Origin of the sequence: Micromonospora sp. HK10 (assembly GCF_000982955.1) — a bacterium.
GTDB lineage: Bacteria > Actinomycetota > Actinomycetes > Mycobacteriales > Micromonosporaceae > Micromonospora.
In genome coordinates this window covers 85,252-111,533 of the sequence record NZ_KQ058832.1, presented here as the reverse complement: position 1 = coordinate 111,533, position 26,282 = coordinate 85,252, and the positions used below count along the sequence as shown (strand labels likewise).

Annotated in this window: 26 protein-coding genes and 4 tRNA genes; 27 read left to right on the top strand and 3 right to left on the bottom strand. The window is 70.7% G+C overall.

Annotated features, from left to right (window positions below):
- Window positions 1-120 precede the first annotated feature (120 nt).
- The gene (gene htpX, locus LQ51_RS18040) at window positions 121-999 is read left to right on the top strand and encodes a zinc metalloprotease HtpX (RefSeq protein ID WP_046567270.1); all 879 of its coding nucleotides are present in this window, start codon (window positions 121-123) and stop codon (window positions 997-999) included.
- 67 nt (window positions 1,000-1,066) lie between these two features.
- Here htpX and LQ51_RS18035 read toward each other — a convergent pair whose 3' ends face one another.
- Complete coding sequence (locus LQ51_RS18035) at window positions 1,067-2,263, bottom strand: MFS transporter (protein WP_046567269.1); 1,197 nt, start codon at window positions 2,261-2,263, stop codon at window positions 1,067-1,069.
- Between the two features lie 272 nt (window positions 2,264-2,535).
- Between LQ51_RS18035 and LQ51_RS18030 the strand changes: the two genes are divergently transcribed.
- Together LQ51_RS18030 and LQ51_RS34580 are read left to right on the top strand one after the other, a co-directional pair.
- A complete protein-coding gene (locus LQ51_RS18030) occupies window positions 2,536-3,795 on the top strand; it encodes an MFS transporter (protein ID WP_046567267.1) in 1,260 nt (419 codons plus the stop codon).
- Between the two features lie 844 nt (window positions 3,796-4,639).
- Window positions 4,640-4,990: a DUF6225 family protein gene (locus tag LQ51_RS34580; RefSeq protein WP_369799868.1), complete on the top strand. Its 351-nt coding sequence runs from the start codon at window positions 4,640-4,642 to the stop codon at window positions 4,988-4,990.
- A 754-nt stretch (window positions 4,991-5,744) separates the two neighbouring features.
- Here the strand turns inward: LQ51_RS34580 and LQ51_RS18020 are convergent.
- On the bottom strand, window positions 5,745-6,239 hold the full coding sequence (locus LQ51_RS18020; RefSeq protein ID WP_046567264.1) for a YajQ family cyclic di-GMP-binding protein: 495 nt from the start codon (window positions 6,237-6,239) through the stop codon (window positions 5,745-5,747).
- A 146-nt stretch (window positions 6,240-6,385) separates the two neighbouring features.
- Here LQ51_RS18020 and LQ51_RS18015 point away from each other — a divergent pair.
- The 7 genes from LQ51_RS18015 (at window position 6,386) to LQ51_RS17985 (ending at window position 10,924) form a co-directional block, all read left to right on the top strand.
- Window positions 6,386-6,469, top strand: a tRNA-Tyr gene (locus tag LQ51_RS18015).
- Between the two features lie 331 nt (window positions 6,470-6,800).
- A complete protein-coding gene (locus tag LQ51_RS18010) occupies window positions 6,801-7,400 on the top strand; it encodes a YdcF family protein (protein ID WP_369799867.1) in 600 nt (199 codons plus the stop codon).
- Between the two features lie 323 nt (window positions 7,401-7,723).
- Complete coding sequence (locus tag LQ51_RS18005; RefSeq protein WP_197087817.1) at window positions 7,724-8,089, top strand: hypothetical protein; 366 nt, start codon at window positions 7,724-7,726, stop codon at window positions 8,087-8,089.
- Between the two features lie 104 nt (window positions 8,090-8,193).
- Window positions 8,194-8,958 (top strand): arginase family protein, encoded by a 765-nt coding sequence (locus LQ51_RS18000; protein WP_046567256.1) that lies wholly within the window; start codon window positions 8,194-8,196, stop codon window positions 8,956-8,958.
- Window positions 8,959-9,059: 101 nt separating this feature from the next.
- Window positions 9,060-9,245, top strand: coding sequence for a hypothetical protein (locus tag LQ51_RS17995; RefSeq protein ID WP_046567254.1), 186 nt, complete (start codon window positions 9,060-9,062; stop codon window positions 9,243-9,245).
- Between the two features lie 95 nt (window positions 9,246-9,340).
- On the top strand, window positions 9,341-9,964 hold the full coding sequence (locus LQ51_RS17990; protein WP_046567252.1) for a hypothetical protein: 624 nt from the start codon (window positions 9,341-9,343) through the stop codon (window positions 9,962-9,964).
- Window positions 9,965-10,306: 342 nt separating this feature from the next.
- Entirely contained in the window at window positions 10,307-10,924 is a 618-nt protein-coding gene (locus tag LQ51_RS17985) for a hypothetical protein (RefSeq protein WP_231605789.1), read from the top strand.
- On the opposite strand, the gene LQ51_RS17980 is transcribed toward LQ51_RS17985, so the two are convergent.
- Entirely contained in the window at window positions 10,921-11,376 is a 456-nt protein-coding gene (locus LQ51_RS17980; protein WP_046567250.1) for a DUF5990 family protein, read from the bottom strand. The genes LQ51_RS17985 and LQ51_RS17980 overlap by 4 nt on opposite strands.
- A 486-nt stretch (window positions 11,377-11,862) precedes the next feature.
- Here LQ51_RS17980 and LQ51_RS32810 point away from each other — a divergent pair, with 486 nt between their 5' ends.
- The 17 genes from LQ51_RS32810 (at window position 11,863) to LQ51_RS17900 (ending at window position 26,170) form a co-directional block, all read left to right on the top strand.
- A complete protein-coding gene (locus LQ51_RS32810; RefSeq protein ID WP_156313135.1) occupies window positions 11,863-12,030 on the top strand; it encodes a hypothetical protein in 168 nt (55 codons plus the stop codon).
- Between the two features lie 58 nt (window positions 12,031-12,088).
- Window positions 12,089-14,617: a bifunctional diguanylate cyclase/phosphodiesterase gene (locus tag LQ51_RS17975; protein WP_046567248.1), complete on the top strand. Its 2,529-nt coding sequence runs from the start codon at window positions 12,089-12,091 to the stop codon at window positions 14,615-14,617.
- A gap of 95 nt (window positions 14,618-14,712) precedes the next feature.
- Window positions 14,713-14,785: transfer RNA gene (locus tag LQ51_RS17970), tRNA-Thr, on the top strand.
- Window positions 14,786-14,810: 25 nt separating this feature from the next.
- Window positions 14,811-14,883, top strand: a tRNA-Met gene (locus tag LQ51_RS17965).
- Window positions 14,884-15,015: 132 nt separating this feature from the next.
- A complete protein-coding gene (gene rpmG / locus LQ51_RS17960; RefSeq protein WP_046567246.1) occupies window positions 15,016-15,183 on the top strand; it encodes a 50S ribosomal protein L33 in 168 nt (55 codons plus the stop codon).
- A 121-nt stretch (window positions 15,184-15,304) separates the two neighbouring features.
- On the top strand, window positions 15,305-15,751 hold the full coding sequence (locus LQ51_RS17955) for a MaoC family dehydratase N-terminal domain-containing protein (protein WP_046567244.1): 447 nt from the start codon (window positions 15,305-15,307) through the stop codon (window positions 15,749-15,751).
- A 3-nt stretch (window positions 15,752-15,754) separates the two neighbouring features.
- Window positions 15,755-16,147: a MaoC family dehydratase gene (locus LQ51_RS17950; protein ID WP_046567242.1), complete on the top strand. Its 393-nt coding sequence runs from the start codon at window positions 15,755-15,757 to the stop codon at window positions 16,145-16,147.
- A 128-nt stretch (window positions 16,148-16,275) separates the two neighbouring features.
- A tRNA-Trp gene (locus tag LQ51_RS17945) sits at window positions 16,276-16,348 on the top strand.
- 215 nt (window positions 16,349-16,563) lie between these two features.
- Window positions 16,564-16,971, top strand: coding sequence for a preprotein translocase subunit SecE (gene secE, locus LQ51_RS17940; RefSeq protein WP_046567241.1), 408 nt, complete (start codon window positions 16,564-16,566; stop codon window positions 16,969-16,971).
- 35 nt (window positions 16,972-17,006) lie between these two features.
- Complete coding sequence (nusG, locus tag LQ51_RS17935) at window positions 17,007-17,729, top strand: transcription termination/antitermination protein NusG (RefSeq protein WP_046567240.1); 723 nt, start codon at window positions 17,007-17,009, stop codon at window positions 17,727-17,729.
- A 184-nt stretch (window positions 17,730-17,913) separates the two neighbouring features.
- Complete coding sequence (gene rplK / locus LQ51_RS17930) at window positions 17,914-18,345, top strand: 50S ribosomal protein L11 (protein ID WP_046567238.1); 432 nt, start codon at window positions 17,914-17,916, stop codon at window positions 18,343-18,345.
- Window positions 18,346-18,430: 85 nt separating this feature from the next.
- Window positions 18,431-19,147, top strand: a complete 717-nt coding sequence (gene rplA / locus LQ51_RS17925) for a 50S ribosomal protein L1 (RefSeq protein ID WP_046567237.1) — start codon at window positions 18,431-18,433, stop codon at window positions 19,145-19,147.
- 79 nt (window positions 19,148-19,226) lie between these two features.
- Window positions 19,227-20,048, top strand: a complete 822-nt coding sequence (locus LQ51_RS17920) for an ABC transporter ATP-binding protein (RefSeq protein ID WP_046567235.1) — start codon at window positions 19,227-19,229, stop codon at window positions 20,046-20,048.
- Complete coding sequence (locus tag LQ51_RS17915) at window positions 20,045-20,734, top strand: hypothetical protein (RefSeq protein WP_046567233.1); 690 nt, start codon at window positions 20,045-20,047, stop codon at window positions 20,732-20,734. The genes LQ51_RS17920 and LQ51_RS17915 overlap by 4 nt, the downstream gene beginning before the upstream one ends.
- 444 nt (window positions 20,735-21,178) lie before the next feature.
- On the top strand, window positions 21,179-21,724 hold the full coding sequence (rplJ, locus tag LQ51_RS17910; RefSeq protein WP_046567232.1) for a 50S ribosomal protein L10: 546 nt from the start codon (window positions 21,179-21,181) through the stop codon (window positions 21,722-21,724).
- A 54-nt stretch (window positions 21,725-21,778) separates the two neighbouring features.
- Complete coding sequence (rplL, locus tag LQ51_RS17905) at window positions 21,779-22,165, top strand: 50S ribosomal protein L7/L12 (RefSeq protein WP_046567231.1); 387 nt, start codon at window positions 21,779-21,781, stop codon at window positions 22,163-22,165.
- 573 nt (window positions 22,166-22,738) lie between these two features.
- Window positions 22,739-26,170, top strand: a complete 3,432-nt coding sequence (locus LQ51_RS17900) for a DNA-directed RNA polymerase subunit beta (protein ID WP_046567230.1) — start codon at window positions 22,739-22,741, stop codon at window positions 26,168-26,170.
- Window positions 26,171-26,282: the final 112 nt, after the last annotated feature.

Sequence of the window (26,282 nt, the reverse complement as noted above, 5' to 3'; positions counted from 1 at the left end):
ACAGCCCGCACACAGGATTCCTCAGCCAACTTTCAGCCATGGGTCGGATGGTTGACGGGTACCGGTGTGTTGAACCGGTCAGCGGGTCCCCGCGCGGGCCCGCGCACCGAAGGAGCGATCGTGCATCACAACCGTGTCAAGACCGCAGCGCTGCTCGGCCTGCTGACCGCGCTCATCCTCGCGGTCGGCTACTGGTTCGGCGGGAGCGGCGGACTCGTCATCGCCGTCGTCGTCTCGTTGCTGATGAACGGCGTGACCTACTTCTACTCCGACAAGCTCGCGCTGCGCTCGATGCGGGCGCAACCGGTCAGCGAGGCGCAGTTCCCCGAGCTGTACCGGATGGTGCGGGAGCTTTCCACCCAGGCGGGCCAGCCGATGCCCCGCCTCTACGTGAGCCCGACGGCGCAGCCGAACGCGTTCGCCACCGGGCGGAACCCGCAGCACGCGGCGGTCTGTGTCACCCAGGGCATCGTGGAGATCCTGGACTACCGGGAACTGCGCGGCGTGATCGGACACGAGCTGTCGCACGTCTACAACCGGGACATCCTGATCTCCAGCGTGGCGGCCGGCCTGGCCGGCATCATCACCATGCTGGCCAACCTGGCCTGGTTCATCCCGCTGGGCTCCTCCGACGACGAGGACGGCCCGAACCCGGCCGTGCTGCTGCTCACCCTGATCCTCGGCCCGATCGCGGCCACCCTGATCCAGCTGGCGATCAGCCGGAGCCGCGAGTTCCAGGCCGACCAGTCCGGGGCCGAGCTGAGCCGGGACCCGCTGGCGCTGGCCAGCGCCCTCCGCAAGATCCACAGGGGTACGCAGCTGCGCCCGCTGCCGGCGCAGGGCAACCTCACCAGCACCGCGCACCTGATGATCGACAACCCGTTCAAGCGGGGCGGCGGCATCGCCGCGATGTTCGCCACCCACCCGCCGATGGAGCAGCGGGTGGCCCGCCTGGAGCAGATGGCCGGCAACGCCGGCCCGGTGCAGTTCCAGCGCTGAGCCCAGCGACCTCCGCCCGCGTCCGGCCGGACGCGGGCGGAGTCGTGTCCCAGCCGAAATGGGCGTCTCAGGTGGTGGCCCCGGGCAACCGGTCAGGGCGGGTGACCAGCACCGCGACCAGCAGCACCACCCCCGCGACCAGGTACGCGGCGGCCGCGCCGAACAGCTCGGCGGTGCTGCCGAGCAGGAAGACCCCGCAGCCGGCGACGACGATGTTCGCGGCCACGATGGTCGCCTCGACCTGCCCCATCCGCTCCTTCGGCGCGAGCCGGGCGAAGGTGGCCTGCGCCCCGATCAGCCAGCCGCCGCCCGCGCCGATCAACGCGTTCGCCACCGCCAGCGCCCACACCGCCGCGTGCCCGGCGACCAGCGCCGAGGCGAGCAGGAACGCTCCGGCGAGCGCCCCGACCGCGACCACCTGACCGCCGACCCGGCCCAGCCACGCCCGCCGCCCCGCGACCAGCACGAAGATCGCGCCGCCGAGCGGCGCGGCGGCCAGCACGACGGGGCGCCAGCCGCCGCCGGCCAGGTCCGGGGCGAGGGTCTCGGGCAGCGCACCGGACAGCACCGTGCCGAGGGTGAGCACCGCGACGCCGCGCAGCACCGGATGGCCGGCGATGGTGCGTACGCCCGCGGTGGCCGGCGGCCTCGCCGTCCGGTGCTTCCCCCCGCCGGCCGGCAGCCCGGCCAGGATGCCCGCCGCGACCAGGAAGGACACGAGGTCCGCCAGGAGCGCCACCCGGGGGCCGAGCGCCACCGTCACGCTGGCCCCGGTGAGCAGGCCGGTCACCTGGCCGGCCTGGTTGGCGAAGGCGGAGAGGCCGAACAGCGGCAGCCGCAGCGGGGGGTCGACGGCCTCGGCGGCGATCGCCACGTTCACGCTCGAGTACGCCGCCCGGACCGCGCCCAGCAGGCCGGCCGCCACGATCGCCGGCACCGCCCGGGGGGTCACCGTGGGGACCGCGATCAGGGCCGCCCCGGCCAGCGACAGCCCGACCAGCATGGTGCGCCGGGCCGGCACGTCCAGCCAGCCGCTGAACACGGTGGCGACCAGCAGGGCGGGCAGCGCGCGGGCGGCGTACACGGCGGCCGGGCCGAGCACCGACTGCGTCTGGTCGTAGGCGAGCAGCAGCAGCGCGGCCAGCCCCACGAAGTCGCCCAGCTCGGACACGCCACGGGCGATGACCAGCCGGGACGCGACCGGGTGGCGGAACAGCGCCCGGTAGCCGGGGGGTGGCGCGAGCCGTTCGTCGGCGTCGGTCATCGGCTCGGCTGGTCCGCTTTCCCGCCGCGCCGGGGCCCAGCCCCGACCGTTGGCGACTCGACGGTGGTGCCGGTCATCAAACCTCCGTACGGCGTCGGGCGGAGTCTGCGGAGCCATGGACCCAGTTCGATCAGCAACCTACCCTCTCCGCGCCGTCGAAGCAGCCCCGCCCCGGACGGTGGTGTGAGGCAGCCGACCGTCCCCGGGGCGACCTGCGGCGTTAGGGTCGGAGGGATATCCACTCGTTACCACTCCCTACCGGAGGTGCACCCTTGGCCGCACTGCGCCAATACCTCGGCGTCTGGCGGATCCCCGGCGCGCCGATGCTGCTCGTGCTCGGCATCGTCGGCCGGCTCGGGATCGGCATGACCCCGTTGGCGCTCCTGCTCGTGGTCGAGGACGTGACCCACCGGTACGCGCTGGCCGCCGTCGCCGGCGGCGTCTACGCCCTCTCCGGCGCCGCCCTCAGCCCGGTGGCCGGCCGGATCGCCGACCGGGTCGGCCCCACCCCCGTGCTGCTGGCCACCGCGGTCGCCCACCCGCTCGCCCTGTTCGGGCTGCTCGCGGTCAGCCGCGCCGGGACCGGCAACCTGGGCCTGATCTACCTGGCCGCCGGCATCGCCGGCGCCACCTACCCGCCGCTCACCGCCGCCATCCGGGGCGCCTGGAACGACCTCACCGCCCCCGCCTCCGGCCGGGCCCACCTGCGCAACACCGCGCTCGCCGCGGAAACCTCGCTCTTCGAGGTCGTCTTCGTCCTCGGCCCGCTGCTGGTGGCCGCGTTCGTGCTGCTCGCCGACGCCGCCGCCGCGCTGGTCGGCGCCGCCGTGGTCACCCTGGTCGGCACCTCCGCCGTCGCGCTCGGCCGGGTCATGCGCGGCTGGCGCCCGCACCCGCGCGAGCACCACGCCAAGGGCCTCGGCCCGCTGCGGGTCGGCGGCTTTCCGGCCCTGCTGTTCTGCGTCGCCACCATCGGCATCGCGTTCGGCGCGGCCGGCGTGATCGTCCCGGCCTTCGCCGGGACCGCCGGCACCGGGGACCCGGAAAGCCTGGCCGGCGTGCTGCTCGCGGTCTGGGGCATCGGCAGCGCCGCCGGTGGCTTCTGGTTCGGCGTACGCCCGCCGGCCGTCAACATGACCCGCCAGTTCGCCTGGCTGCTCGGCGCCGTGGCGGCCAGCTTCGGCGTCTTCGCGCTGATGCCCGGCCCGGCGGCGCTCGGCGTGGCCCTGGTGATCGGCGGGGCCACCATCGCCCCCGCGCTGACCCTGGAGAACACCCTGGTCGGCCGGATCGCCCCGACCGGCATGCTGAACGAGGCGTACACCTGGGTGGTCACCATGTCGGTGGCGGCGAGCGCCGCCGGCGGCGCGGTGGCCGGCCTGATCGTCGACCATGCCGGCGGCGTGCCGTGGGCCTTCGCCTTCGCCGGCGCGGCGGTCGCCGTCGGGGCCGCGGTCGCCGCGCTCCCCACCGGCCCGATCGCCCGCGCCGAGGCCGCCGCGGTCCGCGCCGAGCAGCCGTTGGCCGCCTGACCGGGACGGATCAGATCCGTTCCACCGGGTACCCGGGCGGGATGTTCCTCTTCTTCTCGAACCGGATCGGTTGCCTCGGGTCGATCCTGATCAGCGCGATCCTGACCGTGGTGCTGCTGTTGATCTTCACCCGCTGACCGGCGGCGCCCTGATCCGGTGGCCTCGTCATGCGGCCGGCCGCAGCCTGCTTACCGGTAGTTGGTGAACTGAGGGTAGTCCCGGTTGAGCGTGTGGCGGTCCATCGCGACGTTCGTGCGTCCGTGGACCAGATTGACGGCCGCCGGGCACTTCCCACGGCAGCGTTACCGGCACCGGAGGGAAGTCCTCCAGGTGTCGGGCCAAGTCGGCCCTGAACGGGCCGCACGCGCCGCCGCCTGGGCGCGCCCCAGCCGCTACCGCTGTCGCTCTGCGGCCGTCACGCCGGATGCCTGGCGGCTGGCGCGGACAGCGGAAAGCCCAGGGCCGCCGCAGACGGGATGCGGGGAGGGTGGTGGAGGTTCGTCGCCGGCAGCCGGCCTGCGGGGTCCGCGCGGCAAGCCCCAAGCATGGGGGCGGTGGCCGCGGAAGGCATGCGGTCGTCCAGGAGCCGGCTCCCTGGCCGCTCAAGGTCAGGTCAACCGCTCGCCTGGGAGGGGGAGGGGTGGCCGCCCGGTGGCCAGCTGCGACCCCGGGAGCCGGGTCCGTGCCGGGCGAGGTTAGGTCAACTGCGCCACTGTGGCGGTGTCCGCCGGGGCGCGGTCGGTGACACGAGAGCCGACTCAGTCTGTTCCGACACGGTCCGTACGTGCGTCAAGATCCGCTTGACGTAGTGCGCCCGGCGTGGTGCGCCAGATAGCCTCGCGCCATGTCGAGCAGCCAGCCTCCGCCGTCAGAACCATGGTGGAGAGGACCAATCGAGCGGTACCGACACGACGTTGAGAGGTGGACTGTCGGACAGCTACGGGCTGCGCTGGATGGTCTCCCCGATGACATGGTGCTGAGGGCAGAGGTAGCTTATGGTCCGAGTTCTGGTGATCCTGACCCATGGGGCAACGATCAATTCGTAGTTACCGACGCCATCGTTGATGACGGCGACTACCTGGAGTCGGACCAGTTGATCATTCGGGTGGATTACCCCTCCGAGTGGTATGTACGACCCGCAAGTTCAGCACCGGAGTCTGACGCTAGACCAGCACCAGGGGGCCAAGGCGCATGATCAGCCGCCGTGCCCGACCCATGCCCGATACAACGGTCAACACCGGTTCGCACGCTCAGTGCATATTGAGTTGTCGGCATGGTTGCTGCGCGTGTGGATCAACCAGATTCCCAAGCTGAGGGCATGCGCTACCTACGATGATGTCCGTGCGTCACTACTCTGAGACTGCGGCCGTCGCCGAGGAGCAGGGCGACTGGGACCGAGCAATCGCGGTAGTCGGTGCTGTTGCGGAGTGCTACGGCACGGACCACGAGCGGCATAACGCACACCTGTGGCACATGGATCTGCTTGCTCGCGCCGGCCGTCATGTCGAGCTGGCGGCTCTCGCCCAACACGATGTGCATGCCCGTAGGCGGCTGAACCGGCTGCTCTACGACGAAGGCCGGTTGGAGGATCTGCGACAGCGAGCGCGATCCGGAGATGGCGGAGCGCGGCACCTCCTCGGACGTCTAGCCGGAGATCAGGATGGTTCGGGTGCCGAGTAGGTGGGTGACCGGCTGGGTGACGACGGGCATGAGCGGCAGCAGACGTCCACGGACTCTGGTGGATGGTTGTCGCAGCTAAAGGCCCGTGGGCATGCAGGTCAGCGACTCCTGTTGGTTGCCTGGGGGTCAAGGGGTCGACGAGGGCCGGATCCAGGCCGTCACCAGGCCGTCGGAGGTCGAGCGAGAGCGACCAACGACGACCATTGGTGACGACGTCTGCCCAGGTGACAAGGCGTAGTGGGCCCGATGGCCAGGCCGGCCGGGGCTCCTTACCTGTAGTTGGTGAACTGCAGGGCGACGCCGAAGTCCTCACCCTTGAGCAGCGCGATGACGCCCTGCAGGTCGTCCTTCTTCTTGCCGGTGACCCGGAGCTGGTCACCCTGGATCTGCGCCTGGACGCCCTTCGGGCCCTCGTCGCGGATCTTCTTGCTGATCGCCTTCGCCTTGTCCGAATCGATGCCCTGGATCACCTTGGCGTCGATCTTGAAAATCTTGCCGGAGGAACGCGGGTCGCCGGCGTCCAGCGACTTGAGGGAGATGTTCCGCTTGATCAGCTTCTCCTTGAAGACCTCCAGCGCGGCCCGGACGCGCTCCTCGGTCTCCGCCTGGAGGCTGATTGCCTCCTCGCCCGACCAGGAGATCTCCGCGCCCGTCCCGCGGAAGTCGAACCGCGTCGCGAGCTCCTTCTCCGTCTGGCGGACGGCGTTGTCGACCTCCTGCCGGTCGACCTTGCTCACGATGTCGAAGGACGGGTTCGCTGCCATGCTCATGCTCCTGCTGTCCGGCGGTCTGTCCTGTTCCATCCCACCCTGACCGGGTGGGACCCCCTGACGGTACCCGCTTGCGGCGGCCCGGGGGACAACCGCTATCCTTGCTTCCGCCGCCGCGTTGCGACGCGGTGGTGTGCCCTGGCGGGTTGCCCGAGCGGCCAATGGGAGCGGACTGTAAATCCGTCGCGAAAGCTACAGAGGTTCGAATCCTCTACCCGCCACCAGGCAACGGCAAGGCCCCTGACCTGCGGAAACGTAGATCAGGGGCCTTTGTCGTTTGTTGTTGGTGTTGACCGCCGTTGCCCGCTGATCAACCGGCCCATCGGGCACGTATCGGGCCCGCGGGGGAGGGCTGAGAGCTGGAAAGATCAGGTGCGTGATCTCTCTACCTCAGCCCGGCGACCTGGCGTCCCTGGTCTTGCGCACCGGCGTCTACAACGATGCGGCCGGGGCGCTTCGGTGAATCTCAGCAGGGCGGTCCCTCGGGTTGTGGTGGAAGAGGACCTAGCCGGCTTCACAGCTGGCCAACTCGTGGAGGTGATGAAAGTCCTCACGGTGATCCTGACCCTGCCCCAGTCTGCCGCCGAGCACGTCGACGCGCTCGTGGTGGCCACGGGTCAGGGCGAAGAATGGCGTCTCACTCATGCGATCCGTAACTGGGAGGCGAACCCAGCGCTCCGCTTCCTCCTGGTGGCGAACGGGAATCCGAATGAAGAGACCTACGTCGAGATCACGCTCGACTACCTGCGGACCCTCGGCCTCCGTCGCACCGATGGCGTCTACCTCCAGGCCGATCCGGCCCCCAACACCGGCTTGCAAGCCGCATGGATCGTCAACCAGGTCCAAGCCCGCGGCATCACCAGCCTCGCGCTCGCTGTCTCGCCCTACCACTTGGCCCGCGTCTACCTCACGGTCCTCAAAGCCTTCACCAGGAGTGGATTTCGCCTCCCCATGATCCCGATGCCCGTGGCCGTCCCCCCTGACACACCCGTCCCGGAAACCGGAGCGACCGCCTACGCCCTCGTACCCGGCGAGATCAAGCGCATCCTCAACTACATGGACAACGGATGGCTCGCCACGCCGGACGAAGTGCAGCAGTACCTGCAGTGGCTCTGGAGCCATCACAAAGCCCTCCTCGTCAACGGCCCGGCCTGAGGTAGTCGTAGACCGTCCGGCTCTCTGCGGAGGGTGGCCGCCAGTCTGCTCCCATCCCCCTGATAGGTGCCAAGGACTGCGGCACCCGGTCGGGGTCAAGGGTGGCCATTCGAGGCGTCCCGGATGGTCTGCGGCCGGAGCGTCTCCGGCCTCGCTCTGGCTGAATGCCGGCGTTCCTCCGACGGAGGTCGCCCGGCGCCTGGGCCACGGCCTCGCGTCCCGCTCCGCGTCTACGCCAACTGCATCGAAGGCGGCGACGGCACCAGCAACGACAAGATCGGTGACGCGCTTGCCTGAACCATCAAAGGCGAGACCATCAGGTGGTGGCACAGCGCGGCGGATTTTCGAACAGGGGCGATCGCGACATGACGACCCGGAGTGAGCGCGAGCGGCTTGTCACCGAGCTTTGGCAGGAGCACCTTCGGGCGCCCTTCCCGGATCGGCTCAGGGAAGCGGATGTTGCCGGCGTCAGCATGGTGTTGCTCGATGCTGATCTGGCGGGATGTGTTTCGGTGTGGCGTTCGGCGGGCGGGACGAAGGATGACGGACGCTTGCGGATTCTGGAACGGCGCTTGGGTGATCTCGACCAGGTCCTCGACCTGCTCGGCGATCCTGACGAGGCCACCTACTGTCGCCGGCTGGGAAGGTTGGCCCGGCTGGTCGCAGGGGCGACGGGCGCGGGCGGGTAGTGGGCAGGCGACGGGCCGGCCGCCTATCCAATGCCGGGCCCGGGCGTCACGTCGCACCATGGTGAACGTGGTCAGCGCTCTGCGTGCGTGCCTATCCTGCGCCGGTGACGACGATTCTTGTGCCGTACCACCAGGACGAGCGACTGGCTGACGACAGTCTCCCGGTGTTCGCCGCCGACACCGCGACCGTCGAGGCCGCGCTACCGGACGGGACTGTCTGGCAGCGACTCGCGGTGCTGTACGACGCCGTCGCCGCCGCCGTGGCAGAGCACACCCGCGAGGGCGCGGTACCGACCGTTGTCTCCGGTGACTGCCTGGTCGCCCTGGCGACGATTGCCGGCGTTCAGCGGGCTGGCGCCGATCCCGGGGTCGTGTGGTTCGACGCGCACGGTGACGTGCACACCCTGGAAACCTCGACGTCGGGATACCTCGGTGGTCTGGCACTGCGCCTGGCCATGGGTGCACACGACGAGTTGCTGGCCGAGCCTCTCGGCCTGCGTCCGGTCACTGAGGATCGGGCCGTCCTCGTCGACGCGCGTGACCTGGATCCGGCCGAGGTGGCATACCTGGCCCAGAGCAGGGTGGTGCGGCGAGCGGTCGATGAGCTGGACGACATGGTCCTTCCCGAGGGACCGATCGTCCTGCACGTCGACGTCGACGTGGTCGATGCCGGCGAGCTGCCGAACCTGCGGTTCCCGGTGTCGGGTGGGCCGTCCACTGATGCGGTCCTACGGGCGGTCCGTCGGGTGTTCGCCACCGGCCGCGTGGTCGCCTTGGACATCGCGTGCCCGTGGCACCCGGCCCGGGACGACCGCGACCGTGCCGTCCGCACGGCGCTGCTCACCGCGCTCACCGAGCCTGGTTCGTGACCCTGACTCGTCACTGAGCGCCGTGCCCGCCACAGCCGGCGATGCGGCCAAAGGCCGGGCGCTGCCCCCACCGACGAGCGGTGGTCTGCTGAACTGATCGCATGACGAAGCGTCGGGTCGGTGGCCTTGTCGGCGGCGGGTTGGTCGTCGCCGGAGTGGTGACAGGCATCGTGGGCATCTGGGGTGGCACGGCCGGGCTCTTTCTCCTCGGCTTTCCCCTCGCGGTCGCCGGGGGCCGCATCGTCGGTTGGGCGATCGGGCTGGGGACGCCGGTCCGGTCGAGGTGATGGGCGGGTAGCCGCGGTCGGGCCTGGTGGGACGTAGCCCAGGGCGGCGCGGCGAGGGACTCCGCCGGCAGCCGCCGGGCGCGTAGGGTGCCTGCGTGGCCGAGAGGTACAGCGCGTCCGGCATCCAGATCGCCGAGTTCGACGAGTCCGTGCGGAGCCGCCCCGCCATGTACTTCGGTGTGGGCCGGCGTGATCCTGACCTGGCCAGTGCGGTGCTGTGTGCCGTGCTCGCGTACGGGCTCCATCCGGCCGCCCGGGTCGCCGCGCCGCACGCGCTGCGGATCAGGGCGGAGGTCAGCGGCGACCTCGCCTTCGCGGTGGAGGACGATCGCGCCGATGCCCTGGACGGGCTCGGCTCCGCCCGCCCGGGTTACCACGGCTCGCTGCTCGGTCCCGAGCGGTGGGTCAGCGCCGCCGCGGCTGGCGTGTGTTCGCACACCGTGGTTGAGGTGTGGCGAGACGGGCGGGGCCTCCGTCAGGAACTCGCCGGTCTGCGTCCGCTCACCGAGCCGCGGGAGGTCGACGCACCGGTGGGAGCGGGGACGCGGGTGCGCTTCGAGTTGGCGGGTGCGTACTTCGGAAACGGCCGGGTCATCGCCGCGGACCTGACCTCGCTGGACCTGCACGGCCCGTACTGTGACAATCCCGCCGGGCCCGGGAAGGTCACCCTCCTCGACCTCCGGCACGGAGCCGACCCGGTCGTGAGCCGTTACCGATGACGCTCCACCGTTGCCAGGTCGCGGTCGCCGAGCGCCGGCCCGGCCCTCGGGCCGGGGCCGGGCCGGCGGCCGGTCAGCGGCGGCGGCTGCGCAGGTAGAGGATGGCGACGAGGGCCACCGCTACCAGGACGAAGAACGCGGCCATGACGGGTGCCGGCATCGGCGTGCGGGCGGCGAGAGTGATCATTCTGCGGTCCTTCATGGATGGCTGACTGGCCCGTCACGGGTACCCGTCGCCGATGCCGCCGAACCGGACGGCGAGTGCCCCGCCGGCCGAGGGTGCGCGCGAGGTGGTTTTCGCGTGGTTCGATGTCGCCTGTGACGGGGCGGTGGACTCGCGCGGTGGCGGTCGTCTCGGCGGCCTTCCTGGTGGTGGCCGTCGGCGGCTGGCGGTGGTGGCACGACCGTCCGCCGTACGGCCCGGAAGCGCTGGCGCTCACGTCCTCGCTCCGTCTCGTGGCCAATGAGGAGGCTCAGGCCGCGCTCGGTGATCGGGCACATGCTCCGTACGCCTCCGGAGGCGATCAGTTGGTGCTCGGCCGGGTCTCCTGGCGGACCCCACCCAAGCCGCTGGACGGCGGCTATTTCGCGGTCTTCCTCATCGACAAGCGCACCGACCGCAAGCCCGAGATCTTCGGCGTGCGGGCGGCACACGAGAAGGCGGTCGGCATCGGGAGCGCGGGTGTGGAGAACCGGATCGCCGAGCGCTATTCCTGGTTGCGAGGAGCGGGGGACGTCCGGGTCGGGCAGAACGAGTGGCGGAGCAACGGCAACAGACTCCACGTGTCGGACGAGCGGGTCGCACCGCTCACGTTCGTCGCGCTCTTTCCCCACATGGCGGAGCCGGAGCCGGAGTTGCCGGTGGCGAGCGCGCCGGTGGCGCTGGCCGACCTGCTGCTCGCCCTGGCCTACCTCGGCCCCGACGGGCAGGTGTACTGGGCGCAGCGGCTCCAGGGCTAGGTGGCGCGTCGCTCCACTGACCAGGTGATGTCGGGCGGGCGGACCCGGGCGCAGACCGGGCCGCCGTCGGTGCCGGTCAGCCGGAGCCGGCCGACCAGCGTCCCTGCCCCGTCGTGTGCGGCGCGTAGCAGGTCCGTCGGTACGTCGCCGAAGAGCAGCTTCGCCCGGCGGAACATCTCGAACCGGTCGTCGGTCACGGCGCCCCAGCTCAGGTAGAGGAATCGGGCGCCGGGGCGGCCGTGCACCCACGGCCCGCCCACGTCCAGCAGCCCGTCGACCTCGCGGCTGGTGACCTCGAACTGCCAGGTCGCCTGCGGCGCGTCGGCCGGTACCCGCTCGACCACCTCGGCTCTGCACTGCACGCCCACCTGCACGTTGCCGAGCCGCAGCCGGTCGGCCTCGACGCCGGCGCGTCGCCCCGGCAGGTCTTCGCCCTCGAGCCGGATCCGCACGCCCGCGACTCTAGGCGGGCAGGGGATCGGCCCGCGACTCTAGGCGGGCAGGGGCGCGGCCCGCGAGGCCGGCGGCCCGGCGACCGCCTCGACCGCGGGAGCCGTGGCGGAGCGGGGTGGGGGCGGCTTAGGTCGCGGGCTGTCAGTTACGAGTCATTCACGGACCCCGCCCTTGCCCGCTACGCCAAGTGAGTTATGGTGGTCGATGGGTCGGCTCGTGGGGCCACCGGCCGGCGTCCCGTTGGTCGGACCCAAGGTGATCTCACCGGATTTGGGATGTTGGTGAGATTGGGCGGTTGGTGCGGGCGCCCGCGCTGGCCTGGGCGGCCAGCTAGCTGACACGACGAGATGGGAAGGCCTGGGCCGAACGGCGGAACCTGGCGGCTACTCGTGCCGCCGGCGCCGTCTCCGCTTTCCTGCCCCTGCCCCGTGTGGCAGGATCGTGGCACCTCCAACCCCTATGAGACTTCCTCGACAGGAGCAATCATGTCTGGTCGAAGGCTGGGCCGACTGCTTGGCTCGCTCCTCGCGATCGCGGCCGCGGCGGCAATGGCGTTCAGCGCCGGTTCGCTGATCGGCGCCGTCCATGATTACCAGACCCAGGACATCATCTGGACGCTGGGCCCCAACTCATCCGCCGACGACGGGCTCTGACCGACGCGGTAAAGCCTGACGGGGGCAGGAGTCGGTAAACCTCAGCAGTAGGAGTCCCATGGCCCGGCGTGGACGCGCGTGGCGCAGGTCGAGCGATCACGCCTGGTTCATCACCGGTCCGCTGACCATCCTCGCGATCGTCTGCGCCACCATCACCGGGTTGATCGCCGACCCGGCCTTCGGCAAGTGGCCGCTGGCGGCGGCGCTGCTCGTCGCCATGGTGGTCGTCGGCATGCCGGTGCTCAACTTCGTGGTCCGGCGCCAGTCCTTCGGCGTGACGCTGACCGAGATTCCGCTGGTCCTCGCGCTCTTCCTACTTCCACCGCTGACCGTGGTGGTGATCTACACCATCGCGTCGATGCTCACCCAGACGCGGCACCGGTTCGCGCCGGCCAAGTTCTGGTTCAACGTGGCCAAGGCGGCGGCCGGCACCTCGCTCGCGGTGCTCGTGCTCCAGGGCCTGCCGCCGATGCGCGGGGTGGGCCCGGGCACCTGGCTGATCCTGTTCACCGGGGTGGCTTCGGTGATCGTCATGAGCCTCGCCGCCGTCGTCGGTGTCCACACTCTCCTGCAGAGCTGGCACGCCGGGCGGGATGCGCTCCGCTCGGCGCCGCCCGCCCTGCTCACCGCCGCGATCAACGCCTCGATCGGCCTGATGATCCTGATCGCGGTCCGCACCACGTGGTGGTCGCTGGTGCTGGTCGGCGCGCTGGCGGCGGCGCTCGTCCTCGTCTACCGGTCCTACGCCCAGTTCTTCCGCCAGCACCGCACCCTGTCCCAGATGTACGACCTGACCCGGGCGATCGGGGAACGCGGCCAGGACGGCACGCTGGTGGACGCGCTGCTGGGCCGGGTGCGCGCGCTGATGCAGGCCGAGTACGCCACGCTCTGGTTGCCGGCGCAGGGCCGGCATCCCGAGGTGCTGCTCACCGCCCGGGTCGACGACCCGGGCCTGCTGGACGTGGTCCACACGCCGGCCGCGCTGCGGGAGTCCGCGGCGAAGGAGGGCCGCACGGTGGCCGTCGGCCGGGTGTTCGGCGTCGAGCCCGGCCAGCCCCGGGCGGCCAACGAGGCGAAGGTCAAGGACGCCATCGTGGTGCCACTGCGCTCCGGGCAGGCGGTGATCGGCACCCTGGAGGTGGCCAACCGGCTCAGCGACGTCGGTCACTTCGCGCCCAGCGATATCCCCGTCTTCGAGACGGTCGCCGCGCATGCCGCCGTCGCGCTGGAGAATTCCCGGCTGGTCGACCGGCTGCGGCACGACGCGAACCACGACGCGCTCACCAAGCTGCCCAACCGGCGACGAGTCACCGCGGCGGTGGTGGAGGCGGTCAAGATCGCGGCACCGGGTGAGGTGGTGGCCCTGCTCCTGTTCGACGTCGACCGGCTGCGTCAGGTCAACGAGTCGCTGGGGCACGCGGCCGGGGACAAGGTCCTGGTCGAGGTGGCCGAGCGGCTACGCACCTGTGTGCCCTCCTCGGCGCTGGTCGGCCGTGCCGGTGGCGACGAGTTCCTGGTGACGCTCCGGCTGGAGAGCGCCGAGGCGGCGTTGGAGCTGGCCGGGCAGCTGCGGGAGCAGATCCGCGACGAGATGGTCTTCGACGCGCTCACGCTGGACGTGGACACCGCGGTGGGGGTGGCCGTGCACCCGGACCACGGCAGCGACGCGGTGACCCTGCTCCAGCGGGTCGACCTGGCGGCGACCGCGGCCAAGTCGGTCCCCGGCAGCGTGCAGCTCTACAACCCCGCGCTGGAGTCGCGCTCGCTGCGCCGGCTCGGTCTCGCCGCCGATCTGCGTCGGGCCCTGGACGACGGCGAGTTGGAGGTCTACTTCCAGCCGAAGGTGACGCTGCGGGACCGGCGGCTGGTCGGGGTGGAGTGCCTGGCCCGCTGGGAGCACCCCGCGCACGGCACGGTGGCCCCGGAGGACTTCGTCGCGGTGGCCGAGCACACCGGCCAGCTCGGGCGGCTCACCGAGTTCGTGCTCCGGGAGAGCCTGCGGCGCAGCCGGGACTGGGCGCACGGCGAGCAGCCGCTGGCCGTCGCGGTGAACCTCGCCGCGCGTACCCTCACCGATCAGCACTTCCCGGCCCTGGTGCGGGACCTGCTCGACGAGTACGGCGTACCGGCGCAGCGGCTCACCCTGGAGATCACCGAGGCCGGCGTGCTGGACGGCACCGAGCGCCCGATACCGACCCTGCTGCGCCTGCGCGACCTCGGGGTCCGGCTCTCGGTGGACGACTTCGGCACCGGCCGCTCCTCGCTGGCCCAGCTGCGCCGGCTGCCGGTGCACGAGGTCAAGGTCGACCGCTCCTTCGTGCAGGGGATGGCGACCGATCCCGGCGACCTGGCGATCGTGAACGCCGTGGTGACCCTCTCCCAGCAGTTCGGCCTCACCGTGGTGGCCGAGGGTGTGGAGAGCGAGTTGACCCTGGAGCTGCTCCAGGACATCGGCTGCGAGATCGGCCAGGGCTTCCTGTTCAGCCGGCCGTTGCCGTACGAGCGGCTGGAGGCCTGGTTCGGTGCCCAGGTCGACCCCGAGACGATCTCCGCCGGCGAGCTGCCGCGCCTGCGCGTCGTGCCCTGAGCTGGGCGGACATCGTCCGGGGGGATCCGATTTCACCTCGGCGGCGGGGTCGTGTACTGTTTCCTCTGCGCGACACCCCGCGGGTGGTCGGGCAGGCCCCCTTAGCTCAGTCGGCAGAGCGTCTCCATGGTAAGGAGAAGGTCTACGGTTCGATTCCGTAAGGGGGCTCAGAGGGTCCGGCTGGACCCGCCACGGCGGTGTAGCTCAGATGGCAGAGCAAGCGGCTCATAATCGCTGTGTCGCCGGTTCAAGTCCGGCCACCGCTACTCTCGTCCTCCGGGTTTACCCCGGTGGCCGGTGGGATGGGCGCCACAGGCGCCCACTTTGCATGTCTGCGTCATCAGTGAGTAGGCTGATGCGCCGTAGTTGTTACCCGTTAGCGAGGAAGGCACTCCGCCGTGGCGAAGGCGACCGATGTCCGGCCGAAGATCACTCTGGCGTGTGTGGAGTGCAAGGAGCGCAACTACATCACGCGTAAGAACCGTCGTAACGACCCGGACCGCATCGAGCTGAAGAAGTTCTGCCCCCGGGACGGCAAGCACACCCTGCACCGCGAGACCCGCTGATCCGCGGCCGGCTCGGCCGGCCCGGTCCCACAGCATCTCGAACGCCGATCCGCACGGAAGGCGGCCCCGCGCCGTCCGACCGTACGGATCGGCGTTCGTGCTTTCCGTGTAGGTTCGCGGCATGTCCCTGGACCCGTCCTTCGTCGGCCGGAGCTACCCGCCGACCGCCCCCTACCAGGTGGGCCGAGAAAAGATCCGTGAGTTCGCCACCGCCATCGGGGCCACCGACCCGGCGTACCACGACCCGGCGGCGGCCCGGGCGCTCGGGCACCCCGACGTCGTGGCCCCGCCCACCTTCCCGATGGTTCTCACGATGGCCGCCAACCGGCAGATCATCGAGGATCCGGCGCTGGGCGTCGACTACAGCCGGGTGGTGCACGGCGACCAGCGCTTCGCGTACACCCGGCCGGTGGTGGCGGGGGACGAGCTGGTCTGCGTGAACACCATCGAGGAGATCACCAACCGGGGCGGGCACGGCTTCCTGACCACCCGTACCGAGGTGAGCACCGCCGCCGGCGAGCCGGTGGTCGCCGTCTGGTTCAAGATCGTCGTACGCGGGGAGGCCTGAGCCATGGAACTGCCCACCCAGACCTTCCGGGTGACCCGGGCCGACCTGGTCCGCTACGCCGGCGCCTCGGGGGATTTCAACCCGATCCACTGGAGCGACCGCATCGCCACCAAGGTGGGCCTGCCCGGCGTGATCGCCCACGGCATGTTCACCATGGCGCTGGTCGGCCGGGCGGTCACCACCTGGGCCGGCTCGCCGGACGCGGTGGTCGACTTCGGGGTCCGGTTCACCCGCCCGGTGGTCGTCCCGGACACCGACGAGGGCACCGAGATCGAGGTCAACGCGGTGGTCAAGGAGGTCACCGAGGAGGGCCTGACCAGGCTCGACGTGACCGCGACCTGCCTCGGCGAGAAGGTGCTGTCGCAGGCTCGGGCGACTGTCCGGCCGGCGCGCTGACCAGCCCGTCGATCTGCATGGGGCAGACCGGTTGGGAAAGTCGCACGACTACCCGTACACTGGTCCGCCGTGGGGCAAGTGACCCCTGCTCGGCACCATGTGCTCGGGTGGGGCGACCGTCGCCGCACAGGGGTGTAGCTCAATTGGCAGAGCAGCGGTCTCCAAAACCGCAGGCTGCAGGTTCAAGTCCTGTCACCCCTGCGCCTCAGGCCTGACCGTTCCCGTGGGTCGCGCCGCCCGGATGGCGGCGTCCGGCCCGTGGTGGTGGCACCGGCGGGGTGGTTCCCGAGGCATTCGGGGCCCTCCCGGTCGGTCCGCCGGCCGCGGCCCGTCGCGGGACGGTTGGTCCGGCCGGCGTGACCACACGCCGCGCACGCCCATCGGCGTGCGACCCGACATCCCGCACGGAGGGCGAAGTGGCCGAGAGCAAGCGGCGCGGCGAGGACGCCGGCGACGAGCGTCTGGACGACGACGCGACCGTCGACGGCGTGGCCGACGACGACGTGGCCGACGACGACGCCACCGAAGCGGAGGAGCCGGTTTCCCGGGGCGGCACCGCCACCCGTAAGCGGGCTCGCGCGGAGTCGACCGAGGGTCGGAAGACCCGGAAGGACACCGAGCGAATCGGGCTCTTCGCCCGCATCGCGCGTTTCTTCCGCGAGGTCGTGGCTGAGCTGCGTAAGGTCATCTGGCCGACCCGCAAGGAGCTGTTGACCTACACGGCCGTGGTGGTCACCTTCGTCGCGGTGATGCTGGCGATCGTGGCCGGCCTGGACTACGGCTTCGCGAAGGCGGTGCTGTTCGTCTTCGGCAACAACAGCTGACGGGCCAACAGCGATAGTGACGGAAGTGAGCGAGCGTGCCTGAGTACGACGAGACCGCCGAGACCCCGGACGAGCAGTCCACGGTGGCGACGGCGGCCAATGACGAGTCGGTCGAGGCCGCCAGCGAGCCGGAATTCCCGACCACCGAGCCCGCCCCCGACGAGGACTTCGATCCGGTCGCCGAGCTGCGCCAGAAGCTGCGCTACGCGCCCGGTGACTGGTACGTGGTGCACTCCTACGCCGGCTACGAGAACAAGGTCAAGACCAACCTCGAGACCCGGATCACCTCCCTCGACATGGAGGACTTCATCTACCAGGTCGAGGTGCCGACCCGGGAAGAGGTCGAGGTCAAGAACGGCAAGCGGTCGCAGGTCCAGGCGAAGGTCTTCCCGGGCTACATCCTGGTCCGGATGGAGCTGACCGCCGAGTCCTACTCCTGCGTCCGGAACACCCCGGGCGTGACCGGCTTCGTCGGGGCGACCGACCGGGCCGACCGCCCGGCGCCGCTCAGCCTCGACGAGGTGCTCAAGTGGCTGGCCCCGGCGGTGGAGACCGAGCAGAAGAAGGCCAAGCCCGAGGTGAAGGTCCTCGACTTCGAGGTCGGCGACTCGGTCACCGTCACCGACGGCGCCTTCGCCTCGCTGCCGGCGACGATCAGCGAGATCAACGCCGACCAGCAGAAGCTCAAGGTGCTGGTGTCGATCTTCGGCCGGGAGACCCCGGTCGAGCTGAACTTCAACCAGGTCGCCAAGATCTGACCTGACGGCCGCACCGGCGGTGGGCTCCGGCCCGCCGCCGGTGCGCTGTTTCGGCGCCCCGACGGACCTCGGCCGAGGGGGCGGCGGAAGGCTGCGCTACTCTAGAACGTCGGCTGTCCGCACGCGCTGACCGTGCGTGCCCGCGGACCGCCGAAAATCCCGGTTCCAAGCCCCAGGAAGAGACATGCCTCCGAAGAAGAAGCTCGTCAAGACGTTCACGCTTCAGCTGCCGGCGGGCCAGGCCACGCCGGCGCCGCCGGTCGGCCCCGCGCTCGGCCAGCACGGCGTGAACATCATGGAGTTCTGCAAGTCCTACAACGCGCAGACCGAGTCCCAGCGGGGCGACATCGTCCCCGCCGAGATCAGCGTCTACGAGGACCGCACCTTCACCTTCGTGCTGAAGACCCCGCCCGCCGCTCGGCTGCTGATCAAGGCCGCCGGCGTGCAGAAGGGCTCGGGCGTCCCGCACAAGGAGAAGGTCGGCTCGGTGACCCGCGCCCAGCTGCGCGAGATCGCCGAGAAGAAGATGGCGGACCTCAACGCCAACGACGTCGACCAGGCCGAGAAGATCATCGCCGGCACCGCCCGGTCGATGGGTCTGACCGTCGCCGACTGACCTCGCTCCACCCGCTCCACCAGATCAGCTCGTGGGAGGGCCGCGGACGTCGCGGGCCCGCCATAGACCACAGGAGTTACGAGAAATGCAGCGCAGCAAGAGCTACCGCAAGGCCGCCGAGGTCATCGACCGGTCCAAGCTCTACTCTCCCGTCGAGGCCGTCAAGCTGGCCAAGGAGACCACCAACGTCAAGTTCGACGCCACGGTCGAGGTCGCGATGCGCCTCGGCGTCGACCCCCGCAAGGCGGACCAGATGGTCCGCGGCACGGTCAACCTGCCGCACGGCACCGGTAAGACCGCCCGCGTGATCGTCTTCGCCGCCGGCGCGAAGGCCGAGGAGGCCGCCGCCGCCGGTGCGGACGAGGTGGGCACCGACGAGCTGGTCGCCCGGATCCAGGGCGGTTGGCTGGACTTCGACGCGGCGATCGCCACCCCGGACCAGATGGCCAAGATCGGCCGGATCGCGCGGATCCTGGGCCCGCGCGGCCTGATGCCGAACCCGAAGACCGGCACGGTGACCATGGACGTCACCAAGGCCGTCTCGGACATCAAGGGCGGCAAGATCACCTTCCGGGTGGACAAGCACTCGAACCTCCACCTGATCATCGGCAAGGCCTCGTTCACCGAGTCCCAGCTGGTCGACAACTACGCGGCGGTGCTGGACGAGGTGCTCCGCTCGAAGCCGTCCGCGGCCAAGGGCACGTACCTCAAGAAGGTCACCCTCACCACCACCATGGGCCCGGGCGTCCCGGTCGACCCGAAGATCGTGAAGAACCTGCAGGAGGCTTCGGCCGAGGCCTGAGCACCACTGCCCGGACGGGCCCCGCCACCACACCGGTGGCGGGGCCCCGTCCGTCTGTCCGGTGTGGCAGGCTCGGCGCATGCGGCTGGAGGACGTCTGGCTGCGGTACCACCGGCGTGGTCCGTGGGTGCTGCGGGAGATCGACGTGCGGATCGAACCGGGTGAGGTAGCGGTCGTGCTCGGCCGCAACGGGGTCGGCAAGTCCACCCTGCTCCAGCTCGCCGCGGGCGTGCTCCGGCCCAGCCGGGGCCGGGTCGTCGAGCGGCCCCCGGTGGTCGGCTGGGTGCCCGAGCGGTTCCCCGCCGACCAGCCGTTCACCGCCGGGGCGTACCTCGCCGCGATGGGTCGGGTCGCCGGCCTGCCCGGCCCGGCCGCCGATCGGGCGGTCCGGCGCTGGGTCGACCGGCTCGGGCTGGGCCGGTTCCACGACGTCCGCCTGCCGCAGCTGTCCAAGGGCACCGCGCAGAAGGTGGGCCTGGCCCAGGCGCTGCTGCGCCCGCCCGGCCTGCTCGTCCTCGACGAACCCTGGGAGGGGCTGGACGCAGCCGCCCGCGACCTGGTGCCGGAGGTGATCGGGGAGGTGCTCGCCGGCGGCGGCGCGGTGCTGGTCAGCGACCACCGCGGCGAGACCGTGCGGCTGCCGGGCGCCCGGCAGTGGTCGGTCGCCGGCGGCACCGTGACCGAGCAGTCGCCGACCGGGGAGCCGGCCGTCGCGGTGGTCGAGCTGGCGGTCCCGGCCGCCGCCGTGGCCGCCGCCGTCGCCCGGTTGCGCGCCGACGGCCACCACGTCCTGCGGGTACGCGACCACCCCGTCCCGCCCCCGGCCACGCGACCCGGGCCGCCCGTCGACCCGTCCGCACCCGAACGCCCCGACCCGGCGGCGCCGGAGGTGACCCGGTGATCGCGCTGGTCCGGCTGCGGCTGGCCGGCTTCCTGCGTACCGGCCGGGCGCTGGCTCCCGCGCTGGCTGGCCTGCTGGCCCTCGGCGTCCTCTACGGCGGCGGCCGGGCCCAGCCGGCGGAGGCGTACGGCGTCTCAGCGGTGGTGCTCTTCCCGGTGCTGGCCTGGCAGACCAAGATCCTGCTGGACGTGGAGCCGGACGTGCAGCGCCGGCTGGCCCAGGTGGTGCTGGGGCCGGCCCGGGAGCGGGCCGCCGGCCTGCTCGCGGCGGCCGTGGCGGCGCTGGGCACGGTGGCGGTCGCGCTGGTCCTGCCGTGGCTGGTCGGCGGGGTGGCCGGGCCGGCCGCGCCGGGGGACCGGTCGGTGCTGGCCGGGGTGCTCCTCGGTTTCTGGGCGCACCTGCTGGCTCTGCCCGGGGCGGTGGCGCTGGGCGCCCTGGCCAGCCGGGCGGTGACCCGCACCGCCGGGTACGGCGTCGCGGTGCTCGCCCTGGGTGCCGTCGGCGTGCTGGTGCTGGGCCTGTCCGGTTCGGTGGTGCCCTGGCTGGTGCCGCCGCTGCTGCCCGCCGCCCGGGCGCTGGCCGGCCACCTGGGGCCGACCACCGGACTGCTGCTCAGCGGCTGGGCCGCGGCCTGGTCCGCCGTGGTGCTCACCGGCTACGCCTGGGCCAGACGCTCCCGTGCCTGACCCCGCACCCGGCCTGCCCGGATCGGACGCCTGCCCCGGCCGGCGCCGCGCGGTCCCGGTGGTGATCGACTCCGGTTGCGGCAGGTTGGGGCTTCCGGGCGGCGGGTAGGCCCGGATTGCCGCAGCCCGAGTCGATCAAGGCCGGGCCCGGGGCCGATTTGGCGCTCGGCCGGCGGTCGCGTAACCTGGTGCCGTAGTTCCACCCAAAGACCGCTGGTCACCGTGCCCCGGCACGGTCGAAGGTCCCGCGATGACGGGCGACCCGCGCAGGGCGGCAAGCGAAAATCGGTGTGGTCCACGGTCCGCCGACCGTGATCCTGATGCCGGCCCTCGCCCCGTGCGCCCTGCGCCGGGGCTTTTCTCGTTGTCGTGATGCCTCCGCCGCCGTCGCGAGCCCTGGCTCGTCGCCGGCGTACCAGCTCCGAGCAACGAGAGAGGAGGGACATGGCGGACAAGCCGATCCGGGCCGACAAGGCCACGGCCGTCGCCGAGCTGACCGAGAGCTTCCGCAACGCGGGGGCCACGGTGCTCACCGAGTACCGCGGGCTCACGGTTTCCCAGCTCACCCAGCTGCGACGCTCGCTCGGCAAGGAGACCAGCTACACGGTCGCGAAGAACACGCTGGCCAAGCGTGCCGCGACCGATGCGGGCATCTCCGGCCTCGACGAGCTGTTCACCGGTCCTACCGCGCTGACTTTCGTTTCGGGCGACGTCGTCGAGGCGGCGAAGGGGCTTCGCGACTTCGCGAAGGCCAACCCGAAGCTCGTCATCAAGGGCGGTGTCTTCGAGGGCAAGGCCATTTCCGCGGCCGAGGTCACGAAGCTCGCCGACCTGGAGTCCCGCGAGGTGCTGCTGGCGAAGCTGGCGGGCGCCATGAAGGGCAACCTGAGCAAGGCCGCGGCCCTGTTCCAGGCTCCGCTCGCCAAGACCGCGCGTCTGGCGGCCGCTCTGCAGGACAAGCGCGAGAAGGAGGGCGCCGAGGCGGCCTGAGGCCACCCGGCGCACCCACGTTCTTAGTTTTCACTTTCAGAAAGGACGCCAGACATGGCGAAGCTCAGCACCGACGAGCTGCTCGACGCGTTCAAGGAGATGACGCTGATCGAGCTCTCCGAGTTCGTGAAGCAGTTCGAGGAGACCTTCGAGGTCACCGCCGCGGCTCCGGTCGCCGTGGCCGCCGCCGGCGGCCCCGCCGGCCCGGCCGCCGAGGCCGAGCCGGAGAAGGACGAGTTCGACGTCATCCTCGAGGCTGACGGCGGCAAGAAGATCCAGGTCATCAAGGTCGTGCGCGAGCTGACCGGCCTGGGCCTCAAGGAGGCCAAGGACCTGGTCGAGAGCGCGCCGAAGGCCGTTCTGGAGAAGGCCAACAAGGAGACCGCCGACAAGGCCAAGGCCAAGCTCGAGGGCGAGGGCGCCAAGGTCACCCTCAAGTGACCTTGCACCACCCCTGACGCGCGCCCGGCTCACGTGAGCCGGGGCACAAACCGCGTCGCGGCGGGCGGCGATCCGGAAGCGGATCGCCGCCCGCCGTGTTGGTGGTGCCGGTGGCAGCGCTGTGAGCAGGGCGGACGCGCCGGTCGCCGGGCTCGGCCGGGCGGGGCGTCGGTAGCCCGTCGGTGGGAAAGACACCCCGAGCGGTAACCGGCCCTTGACGCGGCACCGGCCCGACAGGCACGCTGACACCAGCAAGACCTTCCGCGCTTGCAACGGCCACCACTTGGGTAAGAGGAGCGGCAGCACCACCGCCGTGACACCTGAGCGGCCCGGCAGGAGCGTCGCGTTCCGAGCGGCCCGGTTGACCTGTTTTCCGCAGGTCCCGAGGCAAGTTCCGCGACGACCTGCGGGGTGGGCTGGACAGCGGTTAGCCTCTCGGCTACACTGCTAGTTTGCGCTGCCTTTTGTCTTGACCCCTGCTCAGAAATGTCCGATTCCGGCTATTTCTGGTGGGGTCATTGGAGTGCACGCGTACCAGCCGTTCTGCAGCACCGGTCCTCGGAAGGACGCATCTTGGCAGCTTCCCGCCCTGCGAAGACCAGTCGTACGTCGAGCGCATTCGCGCCCCGCCGAGTTTCTTTCGGTCGGATCACCGAACACCTCGAGGTCCCCAACCTCCTCGCCATTCAGAACGAGTCCTTCGACTGGCTCGTCGGCAACGAGGCTTGGCAGGGCCGGTCGGCGGACGACCCGCACGCACGCTCGGGTCTCGCGGAGATCCTCGACGAGATCAGTCCCATTGAGGACTTTTCCGGCACCATGTCGCTTTCCTTCTCGGCGCCGCGCTTCGACGAGGTCAAGGCCTCGATCGAGGAGTGCAAGGAGAAGGACCTGACCTACTGCGCCCCGCTGTTCGTGACCGCGGAGTTCACCAACAACACCACTGGCGAGATCAAGAGCCAGACGGTGTTCATGGGTGACTTCCCGATGATGACGCCGAAGGGCACCTTCATCATCAACGGCACCGAGCGCGTCGTGGTCAGCCAGCTCGTCCGCTCGCCGGGCGTCTACTTCGACAAGCAGCCGGACAAGACCTCCGACCGCGACCTCTCCAGCGTCAAGGTCATCCCGAGTCGGGGTGCCTGGCTGGAGTTCGACATCGACAAGCGCGACACGGTCGGCGTCCGCATCGACCGCAAGCGTCGGCAGGCCGTCACCGTCCTGCTCAAGGCCATCGGGTGGTCCGCGGAGCGGATCCGCGAGAAGTTCGGCTGGTCCGAGCTCATGATGACCACCCTGGAGAAGGACCACATCGCCGGGCAGGACGAGGCGCTGCTGGACATCTACCGCAAGCTCCGTCCGGGCGAGCCGCCGACCCGCGAGAACGCCCAGACCCTGCTCGACAACCTCTTCTTCAACCCGAAGCGGTACGACGTCGCCAAGGTCGGTCGGTACAAGTTCAACAAGAAGCTCGAGCTGGACGTGCCGATCACCACCGGCACGCTGACCGAGGACGACATCGTCGCCACCGTGGAATACCTCTGCCGGCTGCACGCCGGTGAGGAGGGCTACGAGGCCGACGACATCGACCACTTCGGCAACCGGCGCCTGCGCACCGTGGGCGAGCTGATCCAGAACCAGGTCCGGGTCGGTCTGTCCCGGATGGAGCGGGTCGTCCGCGAGCGGATGACCACCCAGGACGTCGAGGCGATCACGCCGCAGACTCTGATCAACATCCGCCCGGTGGTGGCGGCGATCAAGGAGTTCTTCGGCACGTCGCAGCTGTCCCAGTTCATGGACCAGACCAACCCGCTGGCGGGCCTGACCCACCGGCGCCGGCTGAGCGCGCTCGGCCCGGGTGGTCTGTCCCGGGAGCGGGCCGGCTTCGAGGTCCGCGACGTGCACCCGTCCCACTACGGCCGGATGTGCCCGATCGAGACGCCGGAAGGCCCGAACATCGGTCTGATCGGCGCGCTCTCCACCTTCGCCCGGGTCAACCCGTTCGGCTTCATCGAGACGCCGTACCGGAAGGTCGTCAACGGTCGGGTCACCGACCAGATCGACTACCTGACCGCGGACGAGGAGGACCGGTTCGTCAAGGCGCAGGCCAACGCCCCGCTGAAGTCGGACGGCACGTTCGCCGAGGACCGCGTCCTGGTCCGCCGTAAGGGTGGCGAGACCGAGGACGTGCCGCCGGAGGCCGTCGACTACATGGACGTGTCGCCGCGGCAGATGACCTCGGTCGCGACCGCGATGATCCCGTTCCTCGAGCACGACGACGCCAACCGCGCGCTGATGGGCGCGAACATGCAGCGCCAGGCGGTGCCGCTGGTCAAGGCGGAGTCCCCGCTGGTCGGTACGGGCATGGAGTACCGCGCGGCCGTGGACGCCGGCGACGTGGTCGTCGCCGAGGTCGGCGGTGTGATCGAGGACCTGTGCGCGGACTACATCACGGTCCACCAGGACGACGGCCACCGCCGGACGTACCTGCTGCACAAGTTCCGCCGCTCCAACGCCGGCTCCTGCGTCAACCAGAAGCCGGTCGTCTTCGAGGGCGACCGCGTCGAGGCCGGCCAGGTCATCGCCGACGGTCCGTGCACCGACGAGGGCGAGATGGCGCTCGGGCGCAACCTGCTCGTGGCGTTCATGACCTGGGAGGGCCACAACTACGAGGACGCGATCATCCTGTCGCAGCGTCTCGTGCAGCAGGACGTGCTCACCTCGATCCACATCGAGGAGCACGAGGTCGACGCCCGGGACACCAAGCTCGGTCCGGAGGAGATCACCCGCGACATCCCGAACGTCAGCGAGGAGATGCTCGCCGACCTCGACGAGCGCGGCATCATCCGGATCGGCGCCGAGGTCGTCCCCGGTGACATCCTGGTCGGCAAGGTCACCCCGAAGGGCGAGACCGAGCTGACCCCCGAGGAGCGGCTGCTCCGCGCGATCTTCGGCGAGAAGGCGCGCGAGGTCCGGGACACCTCGCTGAAGGTGCCGCACGGCGAGACCGGCACGGTCATCGGCGTGCGTACCTTCTCCCGCGAGGACGGCGACGAGCTGCCCCCGGGCGTGAACGAGCTGGTCCGGGTGTACGTGGCCCAGAAGCGCAAGATCCAGGACGGTGACAAGCTCGCGGGCCGCCACGGCAACAAGGGCGTCATCTCCAAGATCCTGCCGATCGAGGACATGCCGTTCCTGGAGGACGGCACCCCGGTCGACATCGTGCTGAACCCGCTCGGTGTGCCGTCCCGGATGAACATCGGTCAGGTCCTGGAGACCCACCTCGGGTGGGTGGCCAAGACCGGCTGGAGCGTGGACGGCGACGACGTCGAGTGGAAGCGCCAGCTCCGCTCGATCAACGCGCACGAGTCCGAGCCGGACACCAACGTGGCCACCCCGGTCTTCGACGGTGCCCGCGAGGAGGAGATCTCCGGTCTGCTCGCGTCGACCCTGCCCAACCGGGACGGCAAGCAGCTGATCGGTTCCTCCGGCAAGGCGCAGCTGTTCGACGGTCGCTCCGGCGAGCCGCTGCCGGACCCGATCGCGGTCGGCTACATCTACATCCTGAAGCTCAACCACCTGGTCGACGACAAGATCCACGCCCGGTCGACCGGCCCGTACTCGATGATCACGCAGCAGCCGCTGGGTGGTAAGGCGCAGTTCGGTGGCCAGCGCTTCGGCGAGATGGAGTGCTGGGCCATGCAGGCGTACGGCGCCGCCTACGCCCTGCAGGAGCTGCTGACCATCAAGTCCGACGACGTCCTCGGCCGGGTGAAGGTCTACGAGGCGATCGTCAAGGGCGAGAACATCCCCGAGCCGGGCATCCCGGAGTCGTTCAAGGTGCTGCTCAAGGAGCTGCAGTCGCTGTGCCTCAACGTCGAGGTGCTCTCCAGCGACGGCGTGGCCCTGGAGATGCGCGAGACCGACGACGAGGTGTTCCGGGCGGCGGAGGAGCTGGGCATCGACCTGTCCCGGCGCGAGCCGAGCTCGGTCGAAGAGGTGTAGGTGGTGTGGTCTTGGGGGCCGATCGACCCGCTCCGGGCGGTCAGGCTTGATCCCTCCGCGGATCGACCGGCCCCCAAGCCCGCCCGAGATCTAGCTGTACGGACGACGACAT

What these genes read in the sequence shown, in the direction of transcription:
- LQ51_RS18035 (WP_046567269.1), bottom strand. Translation starts at nt 2,263, where the DNA reads ATGACCGACGCCGACGAACGGCTCGCGCCACCCCCCGGCTACCGGGCG.
- LQ51_RS34580 (WP_369799868.1), top strand. Translation starts at nt 4,640, where the DNA reads ATGTCGAGCAGCCAGCCTCCGCCGTCAGAACCATGGTGGAGAGGACCA.
- LQ51_RS18020 (WP_046567264.1), bottom strand. Translation starts at nt 6,239, where the DNA reads ATGGCAGCGAACCCGTCCTTCGACATCGTGAGCAAGGTCGACCGGCAG.
- LQ51_RS17995 (WP_046567254.1), top strand. Translation starts at nt 9,060, where the DNA reads ATGACGAAGCGTCGGGTCGGTGGCCTTGTCGGCGGCGGGTTGGTCGTC.
- LQ51_RS32810 (WP_156313135.1), top strand. Translation starts at nt 11,863, where the DNA reads ATGTCTGGTCGAAGGCTGGGCCGACTGCTTGGCTCGCTCCTCGCGATC.
- LQ51_RS17975 (WP_046567248.1), top strand. Translation starts at nt 12,089, where the DNA reads ATGGCCCGGCGTGGACGCGCGTGGCGCAGGTCGAGCGATCACGCCTGG.
- LQ51_RS17955 (WP_046567244.1), top strand. Translation starts at nt 15,305, where the DNA reads ATGTCCCTGGACCCGTCCTTCGTCGGCCGGAGCTACCCGCCGACCGCC.
- LQ51_RS17950 (WP_046567242.1), top strand. Translation starts at nt 15,755, where the DNA reads ATGGAACTGCCCACCCAGACCTTCCGGGTGACCCGGGCCGACCTGGTC.
- rplK (WP_046567238.1), top strand. Translation starts at nt 17,914, where the DNA reads ATGCCTCCGAAGAAGAAGCTCGTCAAGACGTTCACGCTTCAGCTGCCG.
- rplA (WP_046567237.1), top strand. Translation starts at nt 18,431, where the DNA reads ATGCAGCGCAGCAAGAGCTACCGCAAGGCCGCCGAGGTCATCGACCGG.
- LQ51_RS17920 (WP_046567235.1), top strand. Translation starts at nt 19,227, where the DNA reads ATGCGGCTGGAGGACGTCTGGCTGCGGTACCACCGGCGTGGTCCGTGG.
- rplJ (WP_046567232.1), top strand. Translation starts at nt 21,179, where the DNA reads ATGGCGGACAAGCCGATCCGGGCCGACAAGGCCACGGCCGTCGCCGAG.
- rplL (WP_046567231.1), top strand. Translation starts at nt 21,779, where the DNA reads ATGGCGAAGCTCAGCACCGACGAGCTGCTCGACGCGTTCAAGGAGATG.